23 protein-coding genes and 2 riboswitches are annotated in these 21459 nt (G+C 66.3%); of the genes, 14 read left to right on the forward strand and 9 right to left on the reverse strand.

Going from position 1 to position 21459, the window contains the following annotated elements; translation table 11 throughout:
• Positions 1-4 precede the first annotated feature (4 nt).
• Entirely contained in the window at positions 5-685 is a 681-nt protein-coding gene (locus tag HNO80_RS12080; protein ID WP_349627344.1) for a histidine phosphatase family protein, read from the reverse strand.
• A gap of 56 nt (positions 686-741) precedes the next feature.
• On the opposite strand from HNO80_RS12080, the gene HNO80_RS12085 reads away from it, so the two are divergent.
• On the forward strand, positions 742-1518 hold the full coding sequence (locus HNO80_RS12085) for a CPBP family intramembrane glutamic endopeptidase (protein WP_175323102.1): 777 nt from the start codon (positions 742-744) through the stop codon (positions 1516-1518).
• Between the two features lie 138 nt (positions 1519-1656).
• Positions 1657-2670 carry an isopenicillin N synthase family dioxygenase gene (locus HNO80_RS12090; protein ID WP_175323103.1) on the forward strand — a complete coding sequence of 338 codons (1014 nt, stop codon included), beginning with the start codon at positions 1657-1659 and terminating at the stop codon, positions 2668-2670.
• 126 nt (positions 2671-2796) lie between these two features.
• On the opposite strand, the gene HNO80_RS12095 is transcribed toward HNO80_RS12090, so the two are convergent.
• On the reverse strand, positions 2797-3435 hold the full coding sequence (locus tag HNO80_RS12095) for a VOC family protein (RefSeq protein ID WP_175323104.1): 639 nt from the start codon (positions 3433-3435) through the stop codon (positions 2797-2799).
• 211 nt (positions 3436-3646) lie between these two features.
• A riboswitch (SAM riboswitch) is annotated at positions 3647-3762 on the forward strand.
• Positions 3763-3826: 64 nt separating this feature from the next.
• On the opposite strand from HNO80_RS12095, the gene HNO80_RS12100 reads away from it, so the two are divergent.
• The 3 genes from HNO80_RS12100 (at position 3827) to HNO80_RS12110 (ending at position 8066) form a co-directional block, all read left to right on the forward strand.
• The gene (locus HNO80_RS12100; protein ID WP_175323105.1) at positions 3827-5143 is read left to right on the forward strand and encodes a bifunctional o-acetylhomoserine/o-acetylserine sulfhydrylase; all 1317 of its coding nucleotides are present in this window, start codon (positions 3827-3829) and stop codon (positions 5141-5143) included.
• Positions 5144-5202: 59 nt separating this feature from the next.
• Positions 5203-5319: riboswitch (SAM riboswitch) on the forward strand.
• 11 nt (positions 5320-5330) lie between these two features.
• Positions 5331-6512 carry a homoserine O-acetyltransferase MetX gene (gene metX, locus HNO80_RS12105; RefSeq protein WP_175323106.1) on the forward strand — a complete coding sequence of 394 codons (1182 nt, stop codon included), beginning with the start codon at positions 5331-5333 and terminating at the stop codon, positions 6510-6512.
• A 171-nt stretch (positions 6513-6683) separates the two neighbouring features.
• Positions 6684-8066, forward strand: a complete 1383-nt coding sequence (locus HNO80_RS12110; RefSeq protein ID WP_175323107.1) for an MFS transporter — start codon at positions 6684-6686, stop codon at positions 8064-8066.
• Between the two features lie 118 nt (positions 8067-8184).
• On the opposite strand, the gene HNO80_RS17960 is transcribed toward HNO80_RS12110, so the two are convergent.
• The gene (locus HNO80_RS17960) at positions 8185-8520 is read right to left on the reverse strand and encodes a hypothetical protein (RefSeq protein ID WP_249777318.1); all 336 of its coding nucleotides are present in this window, start codon (positions 8518-8520) and stop codon (positions 8185-8187) included.
• 441 nt (positions 8521-8961) lie between these two features.
• Here HNO80_RS17960 and HNO80_RS12120 point away from each other — a divergent pair, with 441 nt between their 5' ends.
• Positions 8962-9384 carry a group-specific protein gene (locus HNO80_RS12120; protein ID WP_175323109.1) on the forward strand — a complete coding sequence of 141 codons (423 nt, stop codon included), beginning with the start codon at positions 8962-8964 and terminating at the stop codon, positions 9382-9384.
• A gap of 29 nt (positions 9385-9413) precedes the next feature.
• Here HNO80_RS12120 and HNO80_RS12125 read toward each other — a convergent pair whose 3' ends face one another.
• On the reverse strand, positions 9414-10304 hold the full coding sequence (locus HNO80_RS12125) for a hypothetical protein (RefSeq protein ID WP_175323110.1): 891 nt from the start codon (positions 10302-10304) through the stop codon (positions 9414-9416).
• Positions 10305-10422: 118 nt separating this feature from the next.
• Here HNO80_RS12125 and HNO80_RS12130 point away from each other — a divergent pair, with 118 nt between their 5' ends.
• The 3 genes from HNO80_RS12130 to HNO80_RS12140 all read left to right on the forward strand — a co-directional run bounded on the left by HNO80_RS12130 (position 10423) and on the right by HNO80_RS12140 (position 11789).
• Complete coding sequence (locus HNO80_RS12130) at positions 10423-10695, forward strand: DNA gyrase subunit A (protein WP_175323111.1); 273 nt, start codon at positions 10423-10425, stop codon at positions 10693-10695.
• 77 nt (positions 10696-10772) lie between these two features.
• Positions 10773-11369, forward strand: coding sequence for an SGNH/GDSL hydrolase family protein (locus HNO80_RS12135; protein WP_175323112.1), 597 nt, complete (start codon positions 10773-10775; stop codon positions 11367-11369).
• An 18-nt stretch (positions 11370-11387) separates the two neighbouring features.
• Positions 11388-11789 carry a hypothetical protein gene (locus tag HNO80_RS12140; RefSeq protein ID WP_175323113.1) on the forward strand — a complete coding sequence of 134 codons (402 nt, stop codon included), beginning with the start codon at positions 11388-11390 and terminating at the stop codon, positions 11787-11789.
• A gap of 67 nt (positions 11790-11856) precedes the next feature.
• Here the strand turns inward: HNO80_RS12140 and mraY are convergent, their stop codons facing one another.
• Entirely contained in the window at positions 11857-12960 is a 1104-nt protein-coding gene (gene mraY, locus HNO80_RS12145; protein WP_175323114.1) for a phospho-N-acetylmuramoyl-pentapeptide-transferase, read from the reverse strand.
• A 356-nt stretch (positions 12961-13316) separates the two neighbouring features.
• Here mraY and HNO80_RS12150 point away from each other — a divergent pair, with 356 nt between their 5' ends.
• Positions 13317-14369: a S66 family peptidase gene (locus HNO80_RS12150; protein ID WP_175323115.1), complete on the forward strand. Its 1053-nt coding sequence runs from the start codon at positions 13317-13319 to the stop codon at positions 14367-14369.
• A gap of 38 nt (positions 14370-14407) precedes the next feature.
• Here HNO80_RS12150 and HNO80_RS12155 read toward each other — a convergent pair whose 3' ends face one another.
• On the reverse strand, positions 14408-15307 hold the full coding sequence (locus HNO80_RS12155) for a LysR family transcriptional regulator (RefSeq protein ID WP_175323196.1): 900 nt from the start codon (positions 15305-15307) through the stop codon (positions 14408-14410).
• A gap of 153 nt (positions 15308-15460) precedes the next feature.
• Here HNO80_RS12155 and mmsB point away from each other — a divergent pair, with 153 nt between their 5' ends.
• Together mmsB and HNO80_RS12165 are read left to right on the forward strand one after the other, a co-directional pair.
• Positions 15461-16363 carry a 3-hydroxyisobutyrate dehydrogenase gene (gene mmsB, locus HNO80_RS12160; RefSeq protein WP_175323116.1) on the forward strand — a complete coding sequence of 301 codons (903 nt, stop codon included), beginning with the start codon at positions 15461-15463 and terminating at the stop codon, positions 16361-16363.
• A 31-nt stretch (positions 16364-16394) separates the two neighbouring features.
• Entirely contained in the window at positions 16395-17879 is a 1485-nt protein-coding gene (locus tag HNO80_RS12165; protein WP_175323117.1) for a CoA-acylating methylmalonate-semialdehyde dehydrogenase, read from the forward strand.
• Between the two features lie 9 nt (positions 17880-17888).
• On the opposite strand, the gene HNO80_RS12170 is transcribed toward HNO80_RS12165, so the two are convergent.
• Together HNO80_RS12170 and HNO80_RS12175 are read right to left on the reverse strand one after the other, a co-directional pair.
• Positions 17889-18383: a hypothetical protein gene (locus HNO80_RS12170; protein WP_349627345.1), complete on the reverse strand. Its 495-nt coding sequence runs from the start codon at positions 18381-18383 to the stop codon at positions 17889-17891.
• A gap of 90 nt (positions 18384-18473) precedes the next feature.
• Entirely contained in the window at positions 18474-19370 is an 897-nt protein-coding gene (locus HNO80_RS12175; RefSeq protein WP_175323118.1) for an SGNH/GDSL hydrolase family protein, read from the reverse strand.
• A 70-nt stretch (positions 19371-19440) separates the two neighbouring features.
• On the opposite strand from HNO80_RS12175, the gene HNO80_RS12180 reads away from it, so the two are divergent.
• The gene (locus tag HNO80_RS12180; protein ID WP_175323119.1) at positions 19441-20103 is read left to right on the forward strand and encodes an alpha/beta hydrolase; all 663 of its coding nucleotides are present in this window, start codon (positions 19441-19443) and stop codon (positions 20101-20103) included.
• A 34-nt stretch (positions 20104-20137) separates the two neighbouring features.
• Here HNO80_RS12180 and HNO80_RS12185 read toward each other — a convergent pair whose 3' ends face one another.
• Positions 20138-20374, reverse strand: a complete 237-nt coding sequence (locus HNO80_RS12185; RefSeq protein ID WP_175323120.1) for an RNA-binding S4 domain-containing protein — start codon at positions 20372-20374, stop codon at positions 20138-20140.
• Between the two features lie 33 nt (positions 20375-20407).
• Between HNO80_RS12185 and HNO80_RS12190 the strand changes: the two genes are divergently transcribed.
• A complete protein-coding gene (locus tag HNO80_RS12190; RefSeq protein ID WP_175323121.1) occupies positions 20408-21409 on the forward strand; it encodes a DMT family transporter in 1002 nt (333 codons plus the stop codon).
• Positions 21410-21459 lie beyond the last annotated feature (50 nt).

Raw genomic sequence — 21459 nt, forward strand, 5'->3', positions numbered from 1 at the left:
GCCCTTAGAAGAACATCGGCGGGGCGTCCAGCACGGTTTCGTCCACCCGGCGGTCCTCCCACTGGCTGAACGGCTTGTCCAGCTCGTACTTGCCTTGCCGGGTGCGCAACAGGGTGCGGATCTCGGCATTGTCCGGGTTGTTCAGCGACTCGAAGTACTCCACCGACCAGTGGAACCAGCGCATGCAGAACAGCCGCATGGTCAGGCCGTGCGTCACGAACAAGGCGTTCGGCGCATAGTTCGGCTTGGACCAGTGCCGGTAAAGGGTCTCCATGAACGAGGAGATCCGGTCGTAGACGTCGGAGCCGGATTCGCCTTCCCGGAACCGGTAGAAGAAGTGGCCGTAGGCGTTGCGGAGCTCCTTCTGGTCCTCGATGTCGCCCGCGATCTGGAAGTTCGCCCAGTCCTGCTCGCGCAGCCGCGGTTCTTCGATCACGCGTTCGGTGAGGGACCCCAGCCGGAGCGCCTCGAGGGTCTGGTAGGCCCGGAGGTAGGGGGAGACGTAGACGCAGACCTTTTGCCCGTCCAGCTCCCGCCGCAGCTGCTCGCCGGCGGCCGTGGCCTGCTCGACGCCGAGCGGGGTCAACGGGATCCGGTAATCGGGCACCCGGTTGTAGATCGAGGTGTCGGCGTTGGCGGCGGACTGGCCGTGCCGGATCAGAAAAATTTTCCCGGGCGCACTCACAGCCCAAGCATAGGCACTTGGAGTCAACTCCCGGCAAAGGCAGGCAAGATAGAACCATGTTGGTTCCCTCCCGCCGTCGGCTGCGGCTAGAAGTCTGGATCATCCTGGGCCTGTCCCTGGGGCAGTCGGCGGTGTATTCGGTGGTGCAACTGCTCGACAAGCTGACCCGGGCGCCGCTGGCGCAGGGCACCTCGACCCTGAACCGGTCGCAGAGCAGCCGCGAGTATTTCGACCTTACCTACCAGTTGCTGGACATCATCTTCGCCCTGGTTCCGGTGGTGCTGGTGATCTACTTCCTGACCGAGCACCGGCCCGCGGGCCTGTCCGGGGGCACCGCCACTTCGGCCTTCCGGAAACTTGGCTTCAACTTTGCCCGCCCCGGCAAAGACCTGCTGCAGGGTCTGGGTCTCTTCGCCCTGATCGGCGTCCCGTCGCTGGGCCTCTACGCGGCCGGCCGGGCGCTGGGAATCACGACGGCGATCATCCCCAGCGCGCTGGACTCCTACTGGTGGACGGTGCCGGTCCTCATTCTCTCCGCGATCCGGCACGGGATCGTGGAGGAGGTGATCGTGGTGGGCTACCTGCTCGACCGGCTCGGCAAGTTCGGCTGGCGCATGCCGCTGGCGATCTTCGCCAGTTCGATGCTGCGCGGCAGCTACCACCTCTACCAGGGCTTCGGGCCCTTCATCGGCAACGCCGTCATGGGCGTCATCTTCGCGCTTATCTACACCAAGACGCGCCGGGTGATGCCGCTGGTGATTGCGCATGCGTTGCTGGACATCGTTGCGTTCGTCGGCTTCAGCCTGTTCGGCAAGGCAATCGGCCTGGGCTAGCGCCGAGGGCCCCGACGGGGTGCTGCAAGCCGAATGTCTTATTTCGACACGGGACTCTCCCTGCGGCGGCCGGGTCCGTAACATTGGAGCTGTTACAGGCTTCGGCTTGCCAAACCCGCTGCAAAGGACTATGCAAAGTTGACGCTCGAATCATTGCCCGTGTTGGATTTCTCCCGCCTGGACGCAGGCCCTGAAGAGGCCTCCCGGTTCCGGAACGAGTTGCGCGACGCCATGCGGGAGGTCGGCTTCATCTACCTGGCCGGCCACGGCATCCCGCAGGAACTCACCGACGCCATGCTTGACATCTCCCGCCGCTTCTTCGAACTGCCCGAAGACCAGAAGCTCGCGATCGAGAACGTCCACAGCCCGCAGTTCCGCGGCTACACCCGCGTAGGCGGCGAAATTACGGACGGCGCGGTGGACTGGCGCGAACAGATCGACATCGGCGTCGAGCGCGACGCCGTGGAGCCCGGCCCCGGCGTCGCCGACTACTGGCGGCTGGAAGGGCCCAACCTCTGGCCGGAGGCGCTGCCCGAGATGCGGGGGATCGTCTCCGAATGGACCGAGCGGCTCAGCGCCATCTCCCTGGACCTGCTGCGGGCCCTCGCGGTGTCCCTCGGGGCGCCCGAGGATACTTTCGATGCCGCGTTCGCTGCCCGGGCCTTCCCGCTGCTTAAGATTGTGCGGTATCCGGGGGAGTCCGATCCGGAGCCCAAGCAGGGCGTCGGATCCCACCGCGACGGCGGGGTCCTGACCCTCCTCCTTGTCGAACCCGGCAAGGGCGGACTCCAGGTCGAGTATCAGGGCAAATGGATCGACGCGCCCCAGGTGCCCGGGACCTTCGTGGTCAACATCGGCGAAATGCTCGAGCTGGCCACCAACGGCTACCTGAAGGCGACCCTGCACCGGGTGATCTCACCCCTGCGCGGAACGGACCGGATCTCCCTTCCGTTCTTCTACAACCCGGCGCTGGATGCGACCATGCCTCGGCTCGCGGTGAGCCCGGAGTTCCAGGCCAAGGCCCGCGGGCTGTCGGTCGACCCCACCAACAGCCCGATCCTGGAGACCTACGGGGACAACGCCCTGCGCTACCGGCTCCGCGCCCACCCCAACGTCGTCGAAGCCCACCACCCGGACCTGCTCGCGGGCTGACGGCGGCCGTCCCGCCGCACCGGGGCGCGACGGCGCAAAGGACGGCTTAAAGGAATTCGGCCGCCAGCGGTGGGTGGCATCATTGGCACCCGCTGCTGGCGGCCGAAGCTTTTCGGGCAGGAAGCGTCAGATCGTGACGGCTCCGGAATCGGTTTCGAAGGTGACGGACAGGATTCCCGGCGTCCCGTGCGGGGCAAGCCAGTTCACGTCCACATCCTCCAGCGGCTTCTCGACCGGTTCACCCAGCCACTCGGTGACCCGCTCGGCCGAGCCGGCGATGGTGAGGGCAGACATCTTCACGTTGCTCTCGTAGGCGTTGGACGGGTGCAGCGCGGGGTCGCCTTCCCACTTCAGCATGTAGGGGACCTGCGGGTCCGCGATGAGGCCCAGGATGCCGATCTGCTTCCAGACCAGTTCGCGGCCGTCGGGGAACTTGCGGTTGCCGTTGACGGCGGAGCGGCCCAAGCGCTCCTCGAAGGGGGCCAGGTCGTCAACCTCGACGCACCAGCCCATCCAGCCGCCGCCGGCGGCCGAGCGGGCGCGGACTGCCTGCCCGAACGGCGCCTTGTCCGAGGCCGGGTGATCCAGGACCTCCACGACCTCGAGGTACTTATGCCCGGCAAGCGGGATAATCATGTTGCGGGTCCCGAACCGGGGGTGTACTCCGCCCTTGACGGCTTCTACCCCGAGGGCGGTCGCAATACGTTCGGTGGTGGCAGCCAGGCCATCTTGTTCACAGGCGTAAGAGACGTGATCCATGCGCATGCCCTCATCTTGGCACTTTGTGATGGAGCTCTCAGCTTAGGCTGTCCTAACCGTGATGGGATGTCATTTTCCGGGGCTGGCCGGGCGGATATTCCGGCCCGGACCGCGGCACTTTCCGGCTCCCGCGGCGTGCGCGGGCTGCCGTGGGACCGTTCTTCATTTTCGTCACAAAGCTACCCAGCCGACGGGACGCGTTCCTAGACTGAAGCCAGGTCATGAGCGCCAGCACCAAGCCCCGGCTTGCTGGCCGGCAACCCTCCTTGCGCGGTGGGGTGCCCCGGGTGAAGACCTGGCCCGCCGGCGTCCGCCGGCAGGCAAGCGCGGCGCCAGCGCCGTTCCGGCCCCCTAGGAGGCCAGGGGCGGCCTGTGCCCAGTCCTAGGGAGCTCTCCGATGTCCAACGCCTGGTCCTTTGAAACCCGCCAGATCCACGCCGGCCAGGAGCCGGACTCCGCCACTGGCGCGAGGTCGCTACCGATCTACCAGACGACGTCGTTCGTCTTCCCCAGTGCGGAAAGCGCCGCCAACCGCTTCGCCCTCGCCGAGCTCGCCCCCATCTACACCCGGATCGGCAACCCCACCCAGGACGCGGTGGAACAGCGGGTCGCGAGCCTCGAGGGCGGCCTTGGGGCGCTCCTGCTCAGTTCCGGCCAGGCCGCCGAAACCTTCGCGATCCTCAACATTGCCGAGGCGGGGGACCACGTCGTCGCCAGCCCCAGCCTCTACGGCGGGACCTACAACCTGCTGGCCCACACCCTGAAGAAGTTCGGCATCTCCGTGACGTTTGTGGAGGACCCGGACAACCTTGAGCAGTGGCGCGATGCCGTGCAGCCGAACACCAAGCTGTTCTTCGGCGAGGTGGTCTCCAACCCCCGCCAGGACGTGCTGGACATCGAAGGCGTCGCGGACGTCGCCCACCGGGCCGGGGTGCCGCTGATCGTGGACAACACCCTCTCCACCCCCTACCTGATCCGCCCGATCGAGTGGGGCGCCGACATCGTGGTCCACTCGGCCACCAAGTACCTCGGCGGCCACGGTGCCGCGATCGCCGGCGTGATCGTCGACTCCGGCAACTTCGACTTCGGCAAGGACCCGGAGCGCTTCCCCGGCTTCAACACCCCGGATCCCACGTACAACGGCCTGGTCTACGCCCGGGACCTCGGGGCGGACGGGGCGTTGGGAGCGAACCTTTCCTTCATCCTCAAGGCCCGGGTCCAGCTGCTGCGCGACCTCGGTTCGGCCGTCTCGCCGTTCAACGCCTTCCTCATCGCCCAGGGGATTGAGACGCTGAGCCTGCGGGTGGAACGGCACGTCGCCAACGCCCTGCGGGTGGCCGAATGGCTGGAAGCCAGGGACGACGTCGAATCCGTCGCCTACGCGGGGCTGCCGTCCAGCCCCTGGTATGAGCGCGGCCGTAAGTACGGCCCGAAAGGCACCGGCGCCGTCGTCGCGTTCAACCTCGCCGGGGGAGCGGAGGCCGGCAAACGCTTCGTCGACGCTCTCGAACTGCACTCCCATGTGGCGAACATCGGTGACGTGCGCTCGCTGGTCATCCACCCGGCGTCGACCACGCACAGCCAGCTCTCGCCGGAGCAGCAGGCGGTCGCCGGCGTCAATCCCGGCCTGGTCCGGCTCTCGGTGGGCCTCGAGCACATCGACGACATCATCGCGGACCTCGACGCCGGCTTCCGGGCGGCCAAGAACGCCTGAGGTCACACAGCCGTCACATTCTTCGCGCTTGCGCCGCCGTGTTTCGTAGAATCGACGCAGGTCATGAGTGCCAGTGACAGCCCCGGCTTGCTGGCCGGCAACCCTCCATTTTGCGGCGGGGTGCCCCGGGTGAAGACCTGGCCTGCCGGTCAGCTGACGGCGGGCAAGCGCGAAGTTAGGTCCTCACATGACGATTGCCGTCACCCGCACGGGTGTACCCGAAAGCAAATCCTCCACTGCCAACGCCGGAACGACCATGGCGGCGGCAGTTCCCGACGGTGCTGTTCCCGATGGGACGGTGCAGTACCTCCCAATCGGTTCCCTGACGCTTGAATCCGGTGCCACCCTGCCTGAGGTCACCCTCGCCTTCGAGACCTGGGGGACGCTGAACGCCGATGCCTCCAATGCGGTGCTGATCGAGCACGCCCTGACCGGAGACACCCACGTCACCCGCGGCGCCGGCGAGGAACCGGGCTGGTGGGAGCAACTGGCCGGCCCCGGCGCCCCGGTGGACACGGACAAGTACTTCGTGGTCTCCATCAACATCCTCGGCGGTTGCTACGGCTCCACCGGGCCCTCGACGCCGGCCCCGGACGGCCGGCCCTGGGGCTCGCGCTTCCCGCTGGTCACCCTCCGGGACAGCACCGCAGCGGAAGCCCGGCTCGCCGACGCGCTGGGGATCAGCAGCTGGTATGCCGTGCTCGGCGGCTCGCTCGGGGGAGCACGCGCGCTGGAGTGGGCGGTCAGCTACCCGGCGCGGGTGCAGCGCTGCGCCGTGATCTCGGTGGGCGCACACAGCACCGCCGAGCAGATCGCCTTCGCCCAGGCCCAGACCCTGGCAATCCGCCAGGACCCCCACTTCAACGGCGGCGACTACTACGGCGGCCCCGAACCGCACGCCGGACTGGCCCTGGCGCGCCGGATCGCCCACATCACCTACCGTTCCGCAGCCGAGCTGGACGGGCGCTTCGGACGGAACGCCCAGGCGGCCGAGGCCCCGCTGGAGGCCGGGTCGCTGGCCGGCCGCGGGCGCTACCAGGTGGAGAGCTACCTGGACCACCAGGGCAACAAGCTGGTGCGACGCTTCGACGCCAACAGCTACATCGCCATCACCGAGGCGCTCATGAGCCACGACGTCAGCCGCGGCCGGGGAAGCCTGGCGCAGGCCGTCTCCCTCGCCACCGCGGAGTTCTTCGTGGCGGCCGTGGACTCGGACCGGCTCTACTTTCCGGCCCAGTCCCGAGAGCTCGCCGACGCCCTGCCGGGGGAGGTCCCGGTGCACGTCATCGAGGCCCCGATCGGCCACGACGGCTTCCTGACCGAAATCGGCCAGCTCAGCGAACAGCTCCGGGGCAACTTCTTCGCCTAGACGGCACCTCCGAGTGTGCATTTTTGCAGACGCACTCTGCGCGATTAGTCGTTGAGCCTGCCGCGATCGAAGTCCATACTCGTGGAGAATGACGCCGTGTGTTCCAACTCACATACACGTAGTCAACCTAATGGTCCACAGGGTGTCGAAGACGACACCGAAGGAGTTCGCATGAGCACGGAAAACGTCGCCGCAAGGCGCACAGAGGAGCCCGACGTCAAGACGTCCGGCCTGAAGAAGGTAGTAACGGCCTCCATGGCCGGCACGGTAGTGGAGTGGTACGAGTTCTTCCTCTACGCCTCCGCCGCCACCCTGGTGTTTGGCAAGATGTTCTTCCCCAACTCCGGAACGGAACTGGACGGCATCCTCGCCGCGTTCCTGACCTACGCGGTTGGCTTCGTGGCCCGCCCGATCGGCGGCATCGTCTTTGGCCACTTCGGTGACAAGTTCGGCCGCAAGAAGCTGCTGCAGCTCAGCATCATCCTGGTCGGCGTATCGACCTTCCTGATGGGCTGCCTCCCGGGCTTCGCGCAGATCGGCTACTGGGCCCCGGCCCTGCTGGTCTTCCTGCGCTTCGCCCAGGGCTTCGCCGTCGGCGGTGAATGGGGCGGCGCCGTCCTCCTCGTCGCCGAGCACAGCCCCAGCAAGTCCCGCGGCTTCTGGGCCAGCTGGCCGCAGTCCGCCGTCCCGCTGGGCAACCTGCTCGCCACTGCCGTGCTGTTCATCCTGTCCTCCGTGCTGTCCTCCGCGGACTTCCTTGGCTGGGGCTGGCGGGTCGCGTTCTGGCTCTCCGCCGTGATCGTCGTCGTCGGCTACTACATCCGCACCAAGGTCAGCGACGCCCCGATCTTCCTCGAGGCACAAAAGGAAGTTGTCACGGAGAACAAGGGCTACGGCGTCGCCGAGGTCTTCCGCCGCTACCCCCGCGGCGTCTTCACCGCCATGGGCCTGCGCTTCGCGGAGAACATCCTCTATTACCTCGTGGTCACCTTCTCGATCACCTACCTCAAGACCGTTGTCCACGCGGACACCGCCCGGATCCTGCTGCTCCTGCTCGTGGCGCACTTCATCCACTTCTCCGTGGTGCCGGTGGTCGGCAGGCTCTCGGACCGCTTCGGCCGCAAGCCCGTCTACATGGCCGGTGCCGTCCTGGGTGCCACCTGGGGCTTCTTTGCCTTCCCGATGATGGACACCGGTAACGACTTCATGATCCTCGCCGCCGTCATCATCGGCCTGCTCTTCCACGCCCTGATGTACGCCGGCCAGCCGGCCATCATGGCCGAGATGTTCCCGACCCGGATGCGCTACTCCGGCGTATCGCTCGGCTACCAGGTGACCTCGATCGTGGCCGGTTCGCTCGCCCCGATCATCGCCGTCGCGCTGCTGAGCCAGTACAAGTCCTCCGTCCCGGTGGCCATCTACCTGCTGCTCGCCTGCGCCGTCACCGCCGTCGCGGTCTTCTTCCTGAAGGAAACCCGCGGCATCTCGCTGCACGACGTCGACGCCGCCGACGCCCAGGGCACTGCGGACCTGCTCGCCGCCGTTAAGCGGTAACCGGCACGCAGCTGCACGGGCTCAAAACAAGCAGCCCCCGTTCCCGCTCCGCGGGGACGGGGGCTGCTGTCGTTGGGATCCCGAGTGGAAGGAAGGCCGCCACCCAGCCCGCGGGGTGCTACGCCCGTGTAGCGAACTGCACCTGGATGAGCATGAGCTCGGCGCGAGGAAGCACGGCGGTGACGACGCCGCCGCCCGCTAGTTCCGTGCCAATGCCGTATACAAACGGATCCGTATCGACCTCGGCACCGGGTACTTCGGCCCCATTCACTATGACACCGACCTGATCGTTGACCATCCGGTCCATCACCGCCGCTGCGGGTTGGTCCCAGGAACCGTCGCTCAGTCCGAGCTCCTGCTGGTACCGGTTCCTGAGGATGTGGTTGACGTGTTCGACCAGCACGCTGCGGAGCGAGGTGCCGGGGGATGGGTTGCGGTGCCAGGTAGTTCGCACGGCCTCCCACAGGTGCGGGTATCGCATTCGCTCCACCTGCTCGACTAGCCATGCGGGTCGGGGCCATGGTGGAACGACGTCTATCGCAGCGCGAGCCTGATCGGTGAGGTCGGCGAGATTTATCGGGTCCGAGCGGTCAGCTGGGTTTCGCCAGAGTGTGTAGCTGACACTCGCGGACATTTCACTGTATCCACGATCGTCCTCGCCGGATACCAGACTTACGGCATCTGTGTCCTCCAGTGAGGGCTGGGACACGAGCCCCATCACCAGGATGGGCATGAGTTTCAGTCGCTCAACCTGCTCGGCCCGGGGATCGGGCGCGTCCTCAGGGAGAATTCCAGTCATCCTCATGCCACGATTATGAACCTGCACGTGATCGGGACGCACGGAGCAACCTCAGTAAGGAACAGTGGTCCCAGTTTCGGTTAGGAGACAGAGTCCGTGAAAAGTTTCTATGTCGCGTCGAGCTTCAGGAACATCGCCAACGTCCGGTACGTCGCGCAAACGTTGGAAAGCATGGGCTACGTCAACATGTACGACTGGACCCATGAACGCCTCGGTGGCGACGCGGCCGCGATTACTATCGGTGCCCTGCGCTCCATCGGGGAGCGTGAGAGAGATGCAGTGACAGGGGCCGACGTCGTCGTGGTCTTACTTCCAGGCGGCAAGAGTACCCACGTTGAGCTTGGCATCGCGATTGCCCGCGGCAGGCGGACAATCCTGCATTTGCCGGACGACGTCATCAACAATCTTGAGGCCACCAGCACGTTCTACCATCTGCCTGAACTGGAGAAGTGTCATGGAAACCTTGATGACCTTCTGGCCATGATCGTCGGCCAAGAAGAGACCGCTGCCGCCGTCTGAGATTGCGGAGCCTTGAAGCGAAGGCTGGGCTATTGCCCGGGACGGTTGGGAAAGTCGGCGTCCCACGTCAGATCTGCTCCCGCATTCAGTGGAAGCGCTTCGACGGCGGGGTCCCGCACTAGTGCCGATACGAGTTCATGACTGCCGGCGACCACCGTGGAGTCGAAGTCTATTTCGGTCACCATGACCCAAGTTCTGTCCGCCGGCCATAGGATGTTCGGTGACTGCGGGAATTGTGGGGAATGATGCCAAGGCACGTGATGCACCCACCCGGTGTGACGGTAAAACTTTGGCGCGGCATCGAACAGGTAATAGGTGCGGCCCGGCAGGGTCAGTGTTTCGCCTTTGATCACCTCCGCCGGCAGCAGGCCGCGATCAAGATCCGTGCCCAGCGCGGCGGCAGCGGAAGTATTCTCCACGGGCGTCGAGTCGTCCGAAAAAGTGAGCTGGGCGTAGCCGATGGAGCTTGTAAGTCCGCCCCATCCTTCCCAAATGGCGGTCACACCCTTGTTTGGCGTGGAGGTATGTTCACAGAGGCGGGCAGCCAGTGCTGCCAGTATGTTCGGTGCGAGGTTGCCGGTCAGGGGTTCAGAATAACGCCAGCCCTCACTGTCGAAGATTTCCTGCCGGTTCGGTGGCTGCCCAATAAGTCGGTGGAATTGGGCCAATGGGTGCATCTTGGTTCCGAAAGCACCCGCCACGTCAGACCAGCGGACCTGTTGCTCGTCGAGGGGGAAGACGCCTGTTCGGGAATGCCCATGCCAGGAACCGGTGTCCTTGGGGCGGTCCCGCACTACCGGATGGAAGATTCTGGCGTAGGCGGGGAAGCCCCGTGGCACCACAGCGTGCATGTCGTGCCACACGGGATCCATCAGAGGCTTCAGCCATTCACCGGGCGCAGCAGTGGGCAACGATTCCATGCGGCCAGCCTAATAGTCGGCGCGGGGCAACCCCCGGGATCGGTTGCGATGCGCAGCCGGATTGAAGCTGGCGCGACCCCGGGATGCCATAGGACCGCCGTCGTGCAAGAATCGCCGCATGGATGAGGATGAGCAGCGGATCAGGGATCACTTGATGGTCGTCGATGCCCTTGTACAGGCGATGGATCGCCGACACGAGGTGTTACAGGTCATTGACGATTCAGAGGACGTTGACGAAGCAATCCGTCGGGTCGGCCAGCTGTTGGGTGTGGACGAATTCGGCAGCCGGGTAATCCTCGACCTGCAGTTCAGAAGGCTCACACGAGACCAGCGTCAGGCCCTTGCTGCCGAGGCAGAAAAACTTAGATCAAAGCTGCCTAATGGCCGCTGAGGATTTTGTGTTCCCTGTCGATTCCACGCCGGCAATGTTGGCAAGACGGAGGACGCGAGCAGTGTTAGGGTCCTGAAATGACTTTGCGACTTGGGGTGTACGGAGACAGCATTTCCACGGGGTGGCGGGGGATTTCCCACGTCGACAAGCGGTGGACATCCATCGTGAGCCGGAACCTTGGTTTGGAGGAGCACAATTTCGCGGTGAATGGCCTGGGATTTCTTGCCAAGCGCGACACCGACGCGTTTGAAAAGCATCCTCTGGATATGGTGATCGACGCGGATCCGCAAATCGCGCTGATTGCTCTCGGTGCCAATGACTACCCGCATCTTCCCGAGCACGAAGACAAGCTCCGCCGGACCATGATTCAGGACATGTCCCGGCTGCGCGATGCACTCCCGGACTCCCAAGTGCTCGTTGTCGAACCCTATTGGCCCTTCCGGGAGGAGCCGCCTCGAATCCGCCGAGTCTTCGATCTCCATGCAGAGTGCGCCGAGGAAACAGGCCTGCCGTTCCTGTTGGGCCAGTACGGCGTCTTCGCCGACGATCCCACCCCGTTCTTCTACCCGGAACCGGACCAGATCCACCCGAACGATCTCGGCCACGCCAGGCTAGGGGAGGTCATGACGGAAGCACTCGAACCATACGTGGCCAGGGTCCGGGCCGCTGGCTGACTCACCTTTGGGGTGCCGTTGCCTGACCAAACTTTCATACCGGAGCTCGTCGATGTCGACTTCCCTTCCTATCGCAGCTGGCTCGGCCTCGGCAACCGCGAAGTCCCCGTCGATGCCTCTGCGTTGACTGCCGCACTCAACGCAGGTACCACCGAGACCTTCACCCGAGACAACGACGGCGTCGCTTACGACGTCAGTCGACTCAGCATCACTTCACGTGGAGTGGAGGTCGGCTCATCCGACGACCCGGACGCGCTGGTCATCGGGGTGAACCGCGCGTTTCTCTTGGACGCACTCGGCACCGGCGACCAGCTCACCCTCGGTCTGGACGATCCGATCGCGCCGCTGGCCATCCGTAACCCGGACCGAGACGGCACACTGTCGATCCTCATGCCGGTCCGCCTCGACCAGCCGGTCTGAGTCAAACGTCTCTGCTTGCCCGCCATGGGACGCCTCTGCCCACCCGGGTTCGACGGACAGCGCAGGCTTACAGGAGCACAACCCATTCGGCATAAAAGATTCCAAGTGCGACGGCGACGAAGAGACCCGCAATGATCCAGAAGCGGGCCACCACGGTGACCTGTTCCCAGCCCTTCAATTCAAAGTGGTGATGCAGCGGCGTCATGAGGAAGACGCGCCTGCCGCCCGAGAGTTTGAAGAAGCCCACCTGGATGATGACGGAGAGGGTGATCATGACGAACAGGCCGGCCATGATGACCAGGAGCAGCTCGGTGCGCGAGAGGATCGCGAAGCCCGCGATTGCGCCCCCGAGGGCGAGTGATCCGGTGTCACCCATGATGATCTTCGCCGGGGTGGTGTTCCACCAGAGGAATCCCACGAGGGAGCCGCACAGCGCAGCCGCGATCAGGGCCAGGTCGAGCGGATCCCGCACCTGGTAGCAAATATTGACCGGGACGCTGGGATCAGCGCACCGTTGGTTGAACTGCCAGATACCCATCAGCATGTAAGCGCCGAAGACAAGGATCGACGCTCCCGCGGCCAGACCATCCAGTCCGTCGGTGATGTTTACCCCGTTGGATGTCGCCGTGAGGATCAGGATGGACCAGAGGATGAACAGGACCGCGCCGACCAGCGGCCCGGCAAAGGCCAAGTCCAAGGACGTGTCCCGAACGAACGAGATTGCGGTGGAGGCTGGAGTGCGACCGCTCCCATCCGGAAAATTGAGCGCGAGTACGCCGAACGTCACCCCGACGGCTGTCTGGCCGACGATCTTCGCCGGCGCCGTGAGCCCGAGGCTGCGCTGCCTGGAGACCTTGATGCAGTCATCGAAAAATCCCACGAGGCCCATGCCGACGGTGACCATGAGGAGCAGCAGGCCTGAGGCTGTTGGGCCAGACGACGGACCAAGCATCGCCATGATCCAGTGCGTGGCGAAGTAAGCGATCACCACCGAACCAATGATCCACGCCCCGCCCATGGTGGGAGTGCCACGTTTGGTGTGGTGGGTGGTGGGGCCGTCGTCGCGGATGAACTGGCCGTACCTCTTCCTCACCAGATAGCGGGCGAGGACAGGCGTGCCGCTCAACGACAGAACCAAGGCCAAAGCAGCGGCGATCAGCAGCGCAATCATCGGGAGGCGCCCCTTCCATTTCCCGGACTAGGTCCGTCGCATGACTCGGGTGGATCGCCGGGCACCCCCGCCGACTCGTTCGACGCCGATCCTAGCCGATCGCTTCTTCACTACCAGCGTCAACGACTCTTCACTCGAGCCAAGGGAATCCCGCAGGCATGGCAGACGCGCGGCTGGACACGGCCTCAAAGTCGTGGAGAGCCGGGGCGAGCGGCAGGTCTTGGGGTTCAACTGCCCCCGTCGGACGGAGCGGGCACGTGCCAGGTGAATGCATCCACGCGACAAACGCTGGCAGCGCCGCGTTCGGACCGGCGTGGAAGCGACCGGATCCGAGGGGCGACTGCTCTAATGATCAGATGACGCCACAGAACCTCACTGCGCCAGCGAAGGTAAGCCCGGGCGATCGCGTTGCGATACTTTCCCCGGCGTTTGCCGCACCAGCTGTCTCAGCAGCCGTTCATGAACAGGCGATGAAACGCTTGACGGAGATGACCGGTTTGATCCCAGTCGAGTACCCGACTACCCGGCAACTGGGTGCAAGCGCCCAGGCGCGGGCCGCTGACATCACTGCGGCGTTCGCCGATCCAAGGGTCCGTGCAGTCCTTGCGACCATCGGCGGCGACGACCAGATCACCGTCATCAAGCACCTCGACGCCGCCGTCATCGCCGACAACCCGAAGCCGTTCCTCGGCTACAGCGACAATACGAACCTGCACAACTTCTTGTGGGGCCTCGGGATTTCGAGCTTCTACGGCGGTTCCACGCAGGTGCACCTGGGGGCAGGTCCACGCGTGGATGACGTGCACCTGGCCTCGCTTCGCGCCGCACTGATCGACGGCGGAACCATGGCGTTAGCCGATCCTGGCGAGTCGGAAGACTTCGGCATCCCTTGGACGGACCCCCGCGCTCTGACCCAGTTCGGTGACCGTGAAGCGACGGAGCCGTGGGTCTGGTCCGGTCCGAAGAAGGTTGTGGAAGGGCGATCGTGGGGCGGTTGCCTGGAGGTCATTGACCAGATTGCGATGGCTGACCGGATGCCGGCTGTGGCCGATCTCGAAGGCGCGATCCTGCTCTTCGAAACCAGCGAGGAGCTGCCAGCCGCAGACGAAGTGCGGAGATGGGTGCGGGCGCTGGGCGAGAGAGGAATCCTCGAAGCCGCCGCTGGCGTGCTGGTCGCCCGTCCGCCCGTCAGCTGCCTCGGGGAACCAGTTCCGGCGGCGGGAGAACGAGCCCGGCTCAGGGCAGAACAGCGGGAGGCGATCATCGAACAGGTCGGCGTGTACAACCCGAACGCCGTCGTCTGTGTCGGAGTTCCCTTCGGCCACACCCGACCCCAATGGATTCTTCCCCACGGCGGACTGATCCGGCTCGACGGAATCGCCCAAACAGTTACCGCTGACTACCGCTGAGGCGCCCGGCCGTAGGCCGCCGGCGCAGCATGCCCTGCTCAGCCGGCGAGCACGTCCTGGCGTTCGGCGATCTCGGCCCGGACGGCCGCCACCACGGCCTGCACCGGCGCCGAACGCAGTGACTCGGCCCTGGCCACGGCCCAGATCGGCAGCTGCCGCTGGAAGTCATCCGGCAGGACCGGTACGAACCCGGGCTTGCCGACGACGAGGAAGTTGGGCAGCAGCCCGATCCCGGCGGCGCGATGGACGGCCTCCAGCTGGGCGAAGATGCTGGTGGCCTGGAAACTGGAGCGCGGCATCGGCAGCTGGGTGGAGCGGTGGCCGAGCTCGGCGACCTGCAGCGCCGACTCGACGTAGGAGACGAAGCCGTGCTGCCGGACGTCGTCGAGCGTCTCGGGCAGCCCGTGCTCGCGCGCGTACTCGGGGCTGGCGTACAGCCGCAGGAAGTAGTTGGACAGGAAGATGGTCTGCGCGTTGCTGACCTCCATGTTGCCGACCACCACCTCGAGGTCCACCCCGGAGCGGTTTTGGCTGACCTTGCGGGTGGCGCTGAGCATTTCCACGTTCAGCAAAGGATGTTCCTGCTGCAGCCGGACCAGGGCCGGGGCGACGAATTCCGCGCCGAAGCCGTCCGGGGTGCTGATCCGGACCAGGCCGGAGAGCACGTCCTCGGTCCGGGCGATCCGGCCGGACAGCGCGCCCAGGGTGGCTTCGATGGCCTCGGCGGCCGCCACGGCCTGGGACCCAAGCTCGGTGAGTTCCCAGCCGTGCGGGCTGCGCTCCAGCGTCCGGCCGCCCAGCTGCTTGTCCAGGGCGAGGATCCGGCGCGAGATGGTGGTGTGCGTGGTGCCCAGGGTCTCCGCGACCGCGTTGAACCGGCCCAGCCGGGCCACGGTCAGCAGGATCAGCAGGTCGTCCGGACTGGGAAGCCGCTTCAAGTCCACCATGACTCCTCGGGATGATGATATGTGCATCTATGCACATACCATCTGTAGTTTTTTACCTTGATTGCACTGTAACAGGGTGTGATGGTTGACACTGAACGTCCCGCGGTTGCGCCGGACGCAATGCAAAGCAAAGGAGCTTATGCCATGGCAGTTGTCGCCTGGATCGGACTGGGAAACATGGGCGGGTTCATGTCGGTGAACCTGGCCAAGGCCGGAAACGAGGTCCGCGGATTCGACCTCAACCCGGAGGCCCTCGCGGCCGCCGAGGCCGGGGGAGTCAAGCCCGCCGGCAGCATCGCCGAGGCCGTGGAGGGCGCCGACGTCGTCTTCACGATGCTCCCCAAGGGCGAGCACGCCCGGGCCGTCTACCTGGGCGAGGACGGCGTACTGGCCCACGCCGACACCAGGACCCTGCTGGTGGACTCCTCCACGATCGACATCGCCTCGGCCCAGGCCCTGCACGACGCCGCCGCGGAGGCAGGCTTCCGCTTCGTCGACGCGCCCGTCTCCGGCGGGATGAGCGGCGCCAAGGCCGCCACGCTCACCTTCATGATCGGCGGCGAGGCCGGCGCCGTCGCCGACGCCACCGAGTACATCCGCCCGATGGCCGCCAACATCATCCCCACCGGCGGCGCCACCACCGGCCAGGCCGCCAAGATTTGCAACAACCTGATGCTCTTCATCAACCTCGCCTCCACGGCGGAGGGCGCGGTGCTCGCGGACCGCCTGGGACTGGACAAGCAGGTCTTCTGGGACATCGCCTCCGTCTCCTCCGGCGACAGCTGGGCGCTGCGCACCTGGTACCCGGTGGCCGGCGTCGTGCCCACCGCCGCCTCGAACAACGACTTCGCGCCGACGTTCACCGCCGAGCTCGCCAACAAGGACATCGGCCTGGCCATCAGCGCCGCCCGCGACACCGGGACGCCGCTGGAGATCGGCGAGCACGTCCAGCAGCTTTTCCAGCGGCTCATCGACGGCGGCCAGTCCGGCACGGACTGCTCCGCCATCGTCAAGCTGGTCGACGGCTCGTTCGAGTCCGCCAAGTAGCCCCCAAACCTTTTAGAAAGAGATCCTCCCCATGGAACGCATTCCGCACTTCATCAACGGCGCCCTGGTGTCCGACGCCGAGCGCTACGGCCCCGTCTTCAACCCCGCCACCGGCGAACAGGAAAAGGAAGTGGCGCTCGCCTCCGCCGCCCGGGTCGAGGAAGCCATCGCCGCCGCCCGGGCCGCCCTGCCCGGCTGGCGCGCCACGAGCCTGGCCAAGCGCACCACCATCTTCTTCAAGGTCCGCGAGCTGCTCATGCAGCGCCGTCCCGAACTGGCCGCCCTGCTGACCAGCGAACACGGCAAGGTCCTCTCCGACGCGGAGGGCGAGATCACGCGCGGCCTGGAGAACATCGAGTTCGCCACCGGCCTGTCCCACGCGCTCAAGGGCGAACGCTCCGAGCAGGTGTCCGGCGGCGTCGACGTCCACTCCGTCCGGCAGCCGGTCGGCGTCGTCGCCTGCATTACGCCGTTCAACTTCCCGGCCATGGTGCCGCTCTGGATGATCGGCAGCGCCCTGGCCTGCGGCAACACCGTGCTGCTCAAGCCGAGCGAAAAGGACCCGTCCTCCGCTACCTTCATCGCCCAGGTCTTCGCCGAGGCCGGCCTGCCCGCGGGCGTCCTCAACGTCGTGCACGGGGACAAGGAAGCCGTCGACGTGCTGCTCGAGCACCCGGACGTCAAGGCCGTCAGCTTTGTGGGCTCGACGCCGATCGCCCAGTCCATCTACAAGCGCGCCGCGGACCACGGCAAGCGCGTCCAGGCACTCGGCGGGGCCAAGAACCACATGGTGGTGCTTCCGGATGCGGACCTGGACATGGCCGCCGACGCCGCCGTCTCCGCCGCCTACGGCTCCGCGGGGGAGCGCTGCATGGCTGTCAGCGTCCTAGTCGCGGTCGGGAACATCGCGGATGAACTCGTGGACGCGATCAAGACCCGGATGGCAACGCTCAAGATCGGCCCCGGCACAGATCCGGCCTCCCAGATGGGTCCGCTGATCACCGCCGAGCACCGCGACAAGGTGGCCTCCTACGTGGCGGGCGCCGCGGACGAGGGCGCCTCCGTGGTGGTGGACGGCCGGGAGCAGGAGTTCGACTCCAACGGCTTCTTCATCGGCGTGAGCCTGATCGACCACGTCAAGCCCGGCATGAAGGTCTACGACGACGAGATCTTCGGCCCCGTCCTCTCGGTGGTCCGCGTCGAGAGCTACGCCGACGCCGTCAAGCTCGTCAATGACAATGAGTTCGGCAACGGCGTGGCCATCTTCACCCGCGACGGCGGCGCCGCCCGGCAGTTTGAGTTCGACGTCGAGGCCGGCATGGTGGGCGTCAACGTGCCGATCCCGGTGCCGGTGGGGACCTTCTCCTTCGGTGGCTGGAAGAACTCGCTCTTCGGCGACACCCACATGTACGGCCCGGAGAGCATCCGCTTCTACACCCGCGGGAAGGTGGTCACGACGCGCTGGCCGGATCCGTCCACCTCGGTGATCGACCTCGGTTTCCCGCAGGTCGACTAGCGTCTAGGGTCAGCCCTTCATGATCTCCGCGCGCTGGGCCATGTAGTCCTCCATGGCGAGCTCGCCGTTGCTGTACTTCTGGTCCAGCTCGGCGAGCTTGCGCGCGCGGTAGCCCTGCGGCCCTGACGGCACCGGCGGCACCGGCGGCACCTCCGGGGCGGCCGGCGTCGGGACCGGCGCCTGGGGCTGCCACTGCTGCGGTGGGGCGGGCCGCGGCGGGTTGTTCAGGTACTCCGGGCTGTCCTCGTACGGGACGGGGTACTGCTGGTTCGCGGGCGGCTGGTTGGCCGGGGGCTGCGGGGCGCCCAGCTGGCCGAATCCGCCGTAGTAGTCCCGCTGGGTGAAGCCGTCCCGCGGCTGGTTGCTCTGCTGGCCGGGGAACTGGCCCGGGAACCCGCCGGGCATGCCCTGGTCCTGTCCGCGTCCGCGGACTGATTTGCGGTACATGCGAATGGCCGCCGGGACCAGGAAGGACAAGATGATGATCCAAAGGAAAATGCTCACGGTACCGCGCCTCTCAAAAGATGTCTTTCCAGCTTAACGCGCACGCTGCGCCCAGGGTGCCGGGCCGCCCCGGCCCCCGGTATCGGGAGTTCAGGACCGCAGGGCATCCTCGGCGCCGGCTAGGCCCTCGCCCGAACCGGGCGGTCCCTCGCCCGAGCCGAGCGGAACCCCGGGGCCGAAGACCGGTCCGGCCAGCGGGCGCTTGGCGGTGATGCCGTCGCCGGAGGAGCGGTGCCGGAGCCGGCGGACCACCCACGGGACAAAGTGCTCGCGGGCCCAGATGAGGTCCCCGGTGCGGGCCTCACGCCAGCTGCGCTGCGGCAGCGGCTTCGGGGACAGCGGCTCCAGGGTGTGCTGGACATTCAGCGAATCCAGCACCATGGCCGCGATCGTATGGTGGCCCAGCGGGGAAAAATGCAGCCGGTCCGCATCCCACATCTGCGGGTCGTTGAGCTGTCGCAGCGACCACATGTCGGCAATGACGGCGTCGTGCCGGGCCGCCACGGTGCGCAGGTTCTCGTTGTAGATCGCCACCTTGCTGCGGATCCGGCCCAGCACCGACGAGCCCGTGTCCGGCCCGTTGAACAGGACCACGGTGGCACCGCCCAGGCTCAGGATCTGCACCACGGAATCAAGCCGCTCGGCGAGGACATCCGGGTCCCCGCCGGGCCGGATCAGGTCGTTCCCGCCCGCGGACAGGGTCACCAGGTCCGGCTTCAGCGACAGGCAATGGGCCAGCTGCTGGTCCACGATCTGCTGCAGGAGCCGGCCCCGCACCGCGAGGTTGGCATAGGCGAAATCCTCTTGGCCGCGGCTCAATTCCTCAGCCACCCGGTCCGCCCAGCCGCGGTGCCCGCCCGGGCTCGCCGGCTCGGGATCGCCGATGCCTTCGGTGAAGGAGTCACCCATCGCCACGTAGCGGGTCCAGGGGTGGTTGACGGTCCGGTCCGGGAAATTCTCCAACGCTTCTGTTTCGCTCACCTTCATATCCTGCCCCCTTCCCGCAAAGCGGCGCCAGCGTAGCTTGTTACTCCTAGGTAACTGTAAGAATGGAGCCATGACTGAAGCCGCTGCCTATCCCGCTGCCTTTCCTGCCCCCGTTGTCCTGTGGTCCCGGCCCGAGGAGGACCGCGCCGGCAGGCCCCTGCTGGTGCTGCTGCACGGCTACGGCGCCAACGAGCAGGACCTGCTCAGCCTGGCGGACATGCTGCCGGAGGAATTTGTGGTGGCCTCGCTCCGCGCTCCGCTCGTCTCCGGCCCGGGCTTCACCTGGTTCCCGCTCACGGCGTCAATCGAATATTCGCTCGACGCCGTCAAGCACGCCGCTGCCTACGCGCAGGACTGGATCGACTCGGTCAGGGACAGCCACCCCTCGGTGACCCTGCTCGGCTTCTCGATGGGCATGGCCATGGCCACGACCCTGCTGCGGCAGCGCCCGGACGGCTACGCCGCCGTCGTCGGACTCTCCGGTTTTGCCGTCGACGCCGGCGCGGACCCCAGCTTCCGCGACGCGGAACTGGACGGAACCGTGCCGATGTTCTGGGGCCGCGACCAGCAGGACCCCGTGATCACCCCGGACAAGATCGAGTTCACCATGGGCTGGGTGCGCAAACACGTGAAGCTCACCAAGGTGCTCTACACCGGCATGTGGCACGGCATCAACCAGCAGGAGATCGGCCACGTCGGCGAGTTCCTCACCCACGAGGTCCTCAACAAATAAGCCCCGACGGCGGGTTACGCGCTGCTAGGCGCTGTTAAACTCCGTTGGGGGTGACGATCCGGACGGTCTGCCCGTTCACGGTGACGGTGTCGCCGTGGTGGAGCTGGCGTCCGCGGCGGTCGTCGATCTCGCCGTTGACCTTGACCAGGCCGTTCTTGATCAGCTCGGCAGCCTCCACCCCGTCCTCGACCAGGTTGGCCAGCTTCAGCAGCTGGCCCAGCCGGATCATGTCGTCGCGGATGGGAATGTCTTTGATTTCCGGGTTGCTCATACAAGCAATAATGCCTGACCAAAGGTGGCACCAATGACCCACGCACCGCGGCTTCCACTGCCCGTCGGACTGCTCCTCGCCGTTTCGGCCGGACTCTTCGTCCCCGTCCAGGGCCGGATCAACGGCGCCCTGGGGACCGTCCTCGCCGACGGACTCGCCGCCGCGGTGGTCAGCTTCAGTGTCGGCCTGGCGCTGATGATCGTCGTCTCCCTGGTCCTGCCGAAGGGACGCGCCGGATTGGCTCAAGTCCTGCCGGCGCTGCGGGAACGCCGCTTCCCGCGCTACTACGTGCTCGCCGGCGGCATCGGCGCGTTCTTCGTTTTCGCCCAGTCCTTCACGGTCGGGCTGCTCGGCGTCGCCCTGTTTACGGTCGCGGCCGTCACCGGGCAGACCCTCAGCGGACTGCTGGTGGACCGGATAGGGATCGTCCCGGCGGGCAAGAAACCCGTCACCGGCATCCGCGTGCTCGGCAGCATACTGACCGTCGCCGCCGTCGCCTGGGCCGTATCGCCGCGCTTCGACGGCAGCGCGGCGGGTGGCGCAGGCGCTCCTTCGGGGGCGGAGGCCGGCCCGCTGCAGCTGCTGGTTCCGGTGCTGCTGCCGGTGCTCGCCGGGTTCCTGATGAGTTTCCAGCAGGCAATGAACGGCACGGCCACCGTGCACTACCGCACGCCCATCACCGCCACCCTGGTGAACTTCATCGCCGGCAGCATCGTCCTCTGGCTCGCCTGGTTGATCAAACTGGCGGTCGCCGGGCCCGGCCACGCCCTGCCCGGCGAATGGTGGTACTACCTCGGCGGGCCGATGGGCTGCATCTTCATCGGCGTCGCCGCCTTCCTGGTCCGCGGCCTGGGCGTTCTGGTCACCGGGCTGGGCATGATCGCGGGGCAGCTGCTGGGCTCGCTCGGCCTCGACCTGGTGCTGCCCGCACCCGGCACCGTCGTCGCGCTGCCCACCGTGCTCGGCACGCTGCTGACGCTGGCCGCCATTATCCTGGCCAGCCTGCCCTGGTCCCGCGGAGCCCTCAAGAGGTAGCAGCGCGGGTAGGCTAGGAGTTTGCATCACACCGTTCGCAACACCCCGCC

Origin of the sequence: Arthrobacter sp. C9C5 (genome assembly GCF_013359735.1) — a bacterium.
In the GTDB taxonomy this organism is placed as follows: domain Bacteria; phylum Actinomycetota; class Actinomycetes; order Actinomycetales; family Micrococcaceae; genus Arthrobacter.